The following is a 7,018-nucleotide window of genomic DNA, read 5'->3' as shown; positions in this document are numbered from 1 at the left end:
CGCCATGCCATCACTCCACCGGGTTGTACGGAAAGCGGAGGATTCTACCGCTCAAACCCATGGCTTTACAGAGGCGCGACAGCTTGTGACGACCAAGCGACAGTTAATGTCGAGCGAGCGATCAAACGCAGCCGATTACGATGTTGAAGCAGCCGATCCTGCTGCTCCCACTACCGGCGGCTTCTCGTCCGGTGGCAGCCGCTCAAGTTGCACGTTGACTCGCCGATTGCGCGAGCGATTGGCTGCGTTGGTGTTTGGCACCACCGGATAACGCTCGCCATGGAAGCGCATAGTGATCTGCTTCTCGGGAACCCCTTGCGCCTTAAAGAAATCCATCACAGCCAACGCCCGGCGCCGCGACATGTCACGGTTGGTCAACCGATTACCGCTGTTGTCGGAGTGACCATCGAGTTCAATGTGATTAACAGTGGGATCGGCCTTCAAGAAGTCAGCAATGACCTGTAGTTTGGCGCGTGCTTGCGCATCAAGCTCGGCATCGCCCCCCGGAAAACCGACTTGCGCTTGTTTGACCTGTTCATAATTGTTGGGCAGCAACTTGGCGGTGCACGCCTGGTAATCACTGAATGCTTTGCTGAACCTGACGGGCAACAAGCGGACTTCCAGTACATTGCCCTCCTGCCCTTGATGACGGATCAATGGACTGCGGCCTTCAAGCAGGCCTGCGAGCAGACGTCCCGCCTGCCCTTGTGAGGCGTTGAACGCAATCGCGCCGTTGTTTACCTTGACCGCACCGAGATTGATATCACCACGGCCGGGCTGCCACGGGGCGGCCGCAGCCAGCAGCGTTGCTGAACCTGAGGTCAGTACTCCGCCGTTTGCTTTCAGGCGAAAGGTGGCCTGTTCGCCGGCGCGACGGACGAACTCACCCGCACCGAAATCAGTGATGGGTTGGGTCAGGCGACATTCGAACTTATCGCCTTCGACTTTCCATTCGATGCTCTCCAGACGTGTCTGGAAAGTGATAGCCACCGCCGGCAGACTGGCAAACACGCTAAGTAACGCTAAATAACGCTGGCGCACGGGAGGCTCCACTAGAAATACTACATACGTCTGGCTATCGGTTAGTTCCCGGAAAACTTGATAGCGAGTGCCTGGAAGAGTGTTTTCCGGTAGCATTCCCAGCGAGTTTGACCCGCCTGGAATCCACAATGTCCGACCGCCTGACCCTTCTACGTCCCGACGACTGGCACATTCACCTCCGCGATGGAGCTGTTTTGCCCCACACCGTTGCTGACGTTGCGCGTACTTTTGGCCGCGCCATCATCATGCCTAACCTGGTACCTCCGGTTCGCAATGCTCAGGAAGCTGACGCCTATCGTCAGCGCATCCTCGCTGCACGCCCGGCTGGCAGCCGCTTTGAGCCGTTGATGGTGCTTTATCTGACCGACCTGACACAGCCGCAAGATATTCATGCGGCCAAGGCCAGCGGTTTCGTCCATGCCGCAAAACTGTACCCGGCCGGAGCGACCACCAACTCTGATTCAGGCGTTACCAGCATCGACAAGATCTTCCCCGTGCTTGAAGCCATGGCCGAGGTGGGCTTGCCACTTCTGGTGCATGGCGAGGTAACACGTGGCGAAATCGATGTATTCGACCGCGAAAAAATCTTTATTGATGAACATCTGAGGCGCGTCGTAGAGCGCTTCCCTTCATTGAAAGTAGTGTTCGAGCACATTACTACCCGCGAAGCTGCTCAGTTTGTCAACGAAGCTTCGGCCAACGTGGGGGCAACCATCACCGCTCACCACCTGTTGTATAACCGCAATCACATGTTGGTCGGCGGCATTCGCCCACACCTTTATTGCTTGCCGGTTCTCAAGCGCAACATTCACCAGGACGCATTGCTCGATGCCGCCACCAGTGGCAGCCCGAAATTCTTCCTCGGTACCGATTCTGCCCCCCACGCCCAGCATGCTAAAGAAGCGGCCTGTGGCTGTGCCGGTTGCTACACCGCTTACGCAGCGATCGAGCTATACGCTGAAGCGTTTGAAGCGCGAAATGCGCTCAATAAGCTAGAAGGTTTCGCCAGTGTTCACGGCCCGGCGTTTTACGGCCTTGCAACCAACCGCGACACCATAACGCTGGTCCGTGATGAATGGACCGCACCTACCAGCCTGCCATTTGGCGAGCTGTCCGTAATTCCGCTGCGCGCCGGTGAAAAACTGCGCTGGCGCCTGCTGGAGGAACACGCGTGAGCGAAGACCATTTCGACGACGAACAGGAAGGCCATGGCGGCGGAGGGGGCTCCCGGCACCCGATGGCGGCCCGCTTCCGCGGCTATCTGCCGGTCGTTATCGACGTAGAAACCGGCGGATTCAACTCAGCCACCGACGCTCTGCTGGAAATTGCCGCAGTGACTATCGGCATGGACGAAAAAGGTTTCGTGTTCCCTGAACATACGTACTTCTTCCGCGTGGAGCCGTTCGAAGGCGCCAACGTCGAAGCCGCTGCGCTGGAGTTCACCGGTATCAAGCTTGATCACCCGCTGCGCATGGCCGTGAGTGAAGAAGTGGCGCTGACCGACATCTTCCGCGGCGTGCGCAAGGCCCTGAAAGCCAATGGCTGCAAGCGGGCCATTCTGGTCGGCCACAACGCCAGCTTCGACCTCGGCTTTTTAAACGCGGCCGTCACCCGGATGGACATGAAGCGCAACCCGTTTCACCCGTTCTCCAGCTTTGACACCGCCACCCTCGCAGGCTTGGCTTATGGTCAGACTGTACTGGCCAAAGCCTGCCAGGCAGCCGACATCGATTTTGATGGCCGTGAAGCTCACTCAGCGCGCTACGACACCGAAAAGACCGCTGATCTATTCTGCGGCATCGTCAACCGCTGGAAACAGATGGGTGGCTGGGAAGATTTCAACGACTGAAACCGGTCGTATCGGTTAAACCGGTCCCTGTGGCCGGTTTTTTTATACCTGCGTTTTCCCGTTGGTCGGTCATCCGAGATAGTAGAACCTTTCACCGAAAGTAGCTTTGACAAGCATTCTCATTACCATTAGTATCCCCGGCATTGAGTCACCACCAACGACGGTTCTCACTTATGTATGTATGCCTCTGCCAAGGTGTAACTGATGGGCAAATCCGGGATGCGATTCTGGAAGGTTGCTGCAGCTACCGCGACGTCCGCCAAACGCTGGGTGTTGCCAGCAAATGTGGAAAATGCGCCTCATTCGCCAAAGAAGTAGTACGTGACACGCTGACCGAGTTGCAAAGTAGCCAAGCAGTGATGGCTTATCCCGCAGAATTCTCTGTCGCCTAAATAGAATTGTCTTAAGAACCGGACCGTGTGTCCGGTTTTTTTATGCCTGTAATTCAAACGCTTAGCGCCAAGATGCGGAACTCAAACATTCTTATTAGTATTTAATGTACTTATTATTCAACAACTTAGGTTTGACAGCACCCACTGTGCGGCCCAAACTTATGGCTTATTCAGATACAGCCAACGGCAGGCAGTCAAAATGAAAGGCGACATTACAGTCATCCAGCATCTCAACAAGATCCTCGGAAACGAGCTGGTCGCAATCAATCAATATTTCTTGCACGCTCGCATGTACCAGGATTGGGGCCTGAAAAAGCTCGGCGAGCACGAGTATCACGAATCCATCGACGAGATGAAGCACGCCGATAAACTGATCAAACGCATTCTGTTCCTTGAAGGCCTGCCCAACCTGCAAGATCTGGGCAAGATCCTGATCGGTGAACACACCAAAGAAATGATTGAGTGTGACCTCAAGATCGAACAGAAAGCGTTGATCGACCTCAAAGCGGCGATTGCGCACTTCGAAGTCGTCGGCGATTTCGGCAGCCGCGAACTGCTCGAAGACATTCTCGAATCCGAAGAAGAACACATCGACTGGCTGGAAACCCAACTGGGCCTGATCGATAAAGTTGGCATTGAGAACTACCTGCAATCGCAGATGGGCGAGTGAATCCAGTACACCCGTCGCACTAACGAAAAAGCCCCGCATCTCATGGAGAGCGGGGCTTTTTCATGCCTGCTGGTTGAGAACGGCGTATTAATCACACCGTTTCATGCCACTCGCAGACAAACCTGCCCGCAGTCGGGGCAGGCTGACAACGGCAATCAAGCGTCGGCTTTTTCAGCGGCAGCTTTAGCAGTTGCGTCCTTGACTTGGGTTTGCAGCTCGCCACTGGCAAACAGCTCAGTGATGATGTCGCTGCCGCCGACCAATTCACCACCGACCCACAATTGTGGAAAGGTTGGCCAGTTGGCGTACTTCGGCAGGTTTGCACGAATTTCCGGGTTCTGCAGGATGTCGACATAAGCGAACTTCTCGCCACACGCCATCAATGCCTGCGAAGCTTTTGCCGAAAAACCACACTGTGGTGCATTCGGAGAGCCTTTCATGTAAAGCAGAACGGTGTTGGCGTTGATCTGCTCTTTAATCGTTTCGATGATATCCATGGAACACCTCGGCTAAACTTTCCGACTCAGATGTCGGCACGGTCGCGCATTGTAGCCCAAACCCGAGTGCTATGCTCGGACTCTCCCTGTCGACCGTTGACTATGGGGCTCAAGCTGCGGCGACCTGCACCGGTACGCCATTCAGCGCGGCGTTGCCAGACAGCCTGTCTAATTGGCGCTCATCGGTCAAGTCATTGGCACTGACACCCGGCTGATTGCCAGCGATCTCCATCTGCACGCCTGGCCGTGCATGACCCCAACCGTGAGGCAGGCTGACCACTCCCGGCATCATCTCCAGACTGCCAACGACTTGCACTTCGACCATGCCTACCCGGGAACTGACGCGAACCCACTGCCCGTCGCTCAGTCCCCGGCTGCTCAGGTCATCGGGATGCATGAGCAATTGATGGCGCGGTTTACCTTTAACCAGCCGATGGTAGTTATGCATCCACGAATTATTGCTGCGCACGTGTCGGCGACCGATCAACAACAGCTCTCCAGCCTGGGGCGGTTCAACGGCGGCGAACCGCGCAAGGTCGGCGAGGATGACATCCGGCGCGGCCTGAATTCGCTGATTGGCGGTCTTCAAACGCGGCTGGAGATTCGGCTTAAGCGCGCCCAGATCCAGGCCGTGCGGGTGATCACGCAACAGCTCCACAGACAGTTTGTATTCAGAGACATCGCCATACAGCCCAGCACGCAAGCCACGGTCGATCATCTGTGAGGGCGCTATTGTCGGTTTCAGCTCACGCTCAGCTCTGGCAGCGAACGCTTGGGCCAGGCCGACGAAAATTTCCCAATCGTGCAAGGCGCCTTCTGGCTTTTCGAGGATGGCACGGTTGAAACGTGTAACGTTACGCACGGCGAACATGTTGAACGTAGTGTCGTAATGGTCGTTTTCCAAGGCCGAGGTCGACGGAAGAATAAGGTCGGCATAACGCGTGGTTTCGTTGATGTACAAGTCAATGCTGAGCATGAACTCCAGGCCTTCGAGCGCTTGCTCCAGCTTGCGTCCATTGGGTGTCGACAGCACCGGATTCCCAGCCACGGTAATCAGGGCGCGGACCTGCCCTTCCCCTTCGCCCAACATTTCCTCGGCAAGGGCCGAAACCGGCAACTCACCGGCATATTCAGGCAAGCCTGACACGCGACTTTGCCAGCGATTGAAATGGCCGCCTGACGTAGAGGCCACCAGATCCACTGCGGGTTCGGTGCACAGCGCGCCGCCCACCCGATCAAGGTTGCCCGTTACCAGGTTGATCAGTTGTACCAGCCAATGACACAGCGTGCCGAAGGCCTGGGTGGATATGCCCATTCGCCCGTAGCACACCGCTTTGTCCGCCGTAGCGAAGTCACGTGCCAACTGACGAATGTGTTCAGCGGGCACTCCGCAGCGCGGGCTCATCGCTTCTGCATGCAAATGACTAATGGACTGGCGCACCAGATCCAGCCCATCCACCGGTAAGTGGCTGGCACGGGTCAGATTCTCTTCGAACAGCGTGTTGAGCAAGCCGAACAACAGCGCCGCATCACCGCCAGGCCGGACAAATAGGTGTTGATCGGCAATGGCCGCTGTTTCGCTGCGACGAGGGTCGACTACCACGACTTTACCGCCCCGCGCCTGGATAGCTTTCAAGCGTTTTTCTACGTCGGGAACGGTCATGATGCTACCGTTCGAAGCCAGCGGGTTCCCACCCAGAATCAACATGAAGTCCGTGTGGTCTATGTCAGGAATCGGCAACAGCAAACCGTGGCCGTACATCAAATAGCTGGTCAAGTGATGAGGCAATTGGTCAACCGATGTAGCGGAAAAGCGGTTGCGGGTTTTCAACAATCCGAGGAAATAATTGCTGTGGGTCATCAACCCATAGTTATGCACACTGGGGTTGCCTTGGTAGACGGCTATCGCGTTTTGACCATGACGCTGCTGAATGGAAAACACGCGCTCGGCAACCAGATCAAACGCTGCTTGCCACTCGATGGGCTGCCATTGAGTACCGACCCGCAGCATCGGCTGCCGGAGACGATCGGGATCGTTCTGAATGTCTTGTAGTGCCACCGCCTTGGGGCAGATATGACCACGGCTGAAACTGTCCAGGGCATCACCTTTGATCGAGGTAATCCGGGTGCCGAGGCCTTCTTCGGTGGTGGTTTCAATGGTCAAGCCGCAAATGGCTTCACACAGATGGCAGGCACGGTGGTGGAGAGTCTTGGTCATAGCCAGTCTCGTTTTGTCATGAACGATCTTAAGCGATCGCGGAAACAAAACTATGGCGTTTGATGGAAGACTTCGCCAGAGACGTTTGTCTTGTGAATCGGGTGGCATCAGGCGGGCCGATGCCGGTACAGGCGGCAGTTAGCCTATTGGCACAACTGTTTTCAACGTCATCTGCACTTCGTGGACGGTTTCGATCTGCTCTTGGGCGATATGCACGCCAGTCAGCTCGCCGATCAATCGCCAATGTTCATCCAGCCCGGCGCTGATGGTCGCCATACGGTCGATCATGCGCTTGCCGGCCACACGGGTAACTTCGTCCTTGCTGCGCAACAGTTCGAATGACATGGAGGT

Annotated in this window: 8 protein-coding genes; 4 read left to right on the top strand and 4 right to left on the bottom strand. The window is 56.1% G+C overall.

The genetic code is table 11. The features are described 5' to 3' along the window. Positions 1–135 precede the first annotated feature (135 nt). The gene (locus tag M0974_RS17995; RefSeq protein ID WP_297839633.1) at positions 136–1,041 is read right to left on the bottom strand and encodes an OmpA family protein; all 906 of its coding nucleotides are present in this window, start codon (positions 1,039–1,041) and stop codon (positions 136–138) included. Positions 1,042–1,169: 128 nt separating this feature from the next. On the opposite strand from M0974_RS17995, the gene pyrC reads away from it, so the two are divergent. The 4 genes from pyrC (at position 1,170) to bfr (ending at position 3,952) form a co-directional block, all read left to right on the top strand. Continuing rightward, the gene (pyrC, locus tag M0974_RS17990; RefSeq protein WP_297839630.1) at positions 1,170–2,216 is read left to right on the top strand and encodes a dihydroorotase; all 1,047 of its coding nucleotides are present in this window, start codon (positions 1,170–1,172) and stop codon (positions 2,214–2,216) included. After that, positions 2,213–2,890, top strand: coding sequence for a ribonuclease T (rnt, locus tag M0974_RS17985; protein WP_297839628.1), 678 nt, complete (start codon positions 2,213–2,215; stop codon positions 2,888–2,890). The genes pyrC and rnt overlap by 4 nt, the downstream gene beginning before the upstream one ends. A 173-nt stretch (positions 2,891–3,063) precedes the next feature. Further along, the gene (locus M0974_RS17980; RefSeq protein WP_297839625.1) at positions 3,064–3,282 is read left to right on the top strand and encodes a bacterioferritin-associated ferredoxin; all 219 of its coding nucleotides are present in this window, start codon (positions 3,064–3,066) and stop codon (positions 3,280–3,282) included. Positions 3,283–3,481: 199 nt separating this feature from the next. Then, complete coding sequence (gene bfr, locus M0974_RS17975; RefSeq protein ID WP_297839622.1) at positions 3,482–3,952, top strand: bacterioferritin; 471 nt, start codon at positions 3,482–3,484, stop codon at positions 3,950–3,952. A gap of 155 nt (positions 3,953–4,107) precedes the next feature. Here bfr and grxD read toward each other — a convergent pair whose 3' ends face one another. The 3 genes from grxD to M0974_RS17960 form a co-directional block, all read right to left on the bottom strand. Continuing rightward, the gene (grxD, locus tag M0974_RS17970; protein WP_297839619.1) at positions 4,108–4,449 is read right to left on the bottom strand and encodes a Grx4 family monothiol glutaredoxin; all 342 of its coding nucleotides are present in this window, start codon (positions 4,447–4,449) and stop codon (positions 4,108–4,110) included. Between the two features lie 109 nt (positions 4,450–4,558). Further along, positions 4,559–6,667, bottom strand: a complete 2,109-nt coding sequence (locus tag M0974_RS17965; RefSeq protein WP_297839616.1) for a molybdopterin oxidoreductase family protein — start codon at positions 6,665–6,667, stop codon at positions 4,559–4,561. 138 nt (positions 6,668–6,805) lie between these two features. Continuing rightward, positions 6,806–7,018, bottom strand: a 213-nt coding sequence (locus tag M0974_RS17960) for a hypothetical protein (protein ID WP_297839613.1), incomplete at its 5' end; no start/stop codon positions are given.

This window comes from Pseudomonas sp. (assembly GCF_026224925.1).
In the GTDB taxonomy this organism is placed as follows: domain Bacteria; phylum Pseudomonadota; class Gammaproteobacteria; order Pseudomonadales; family Pseudomonadaceae; genus Aquipseudomonas.
This window is presented reverse-complemented; position numbering and strand designations above follow the sequence as displayed.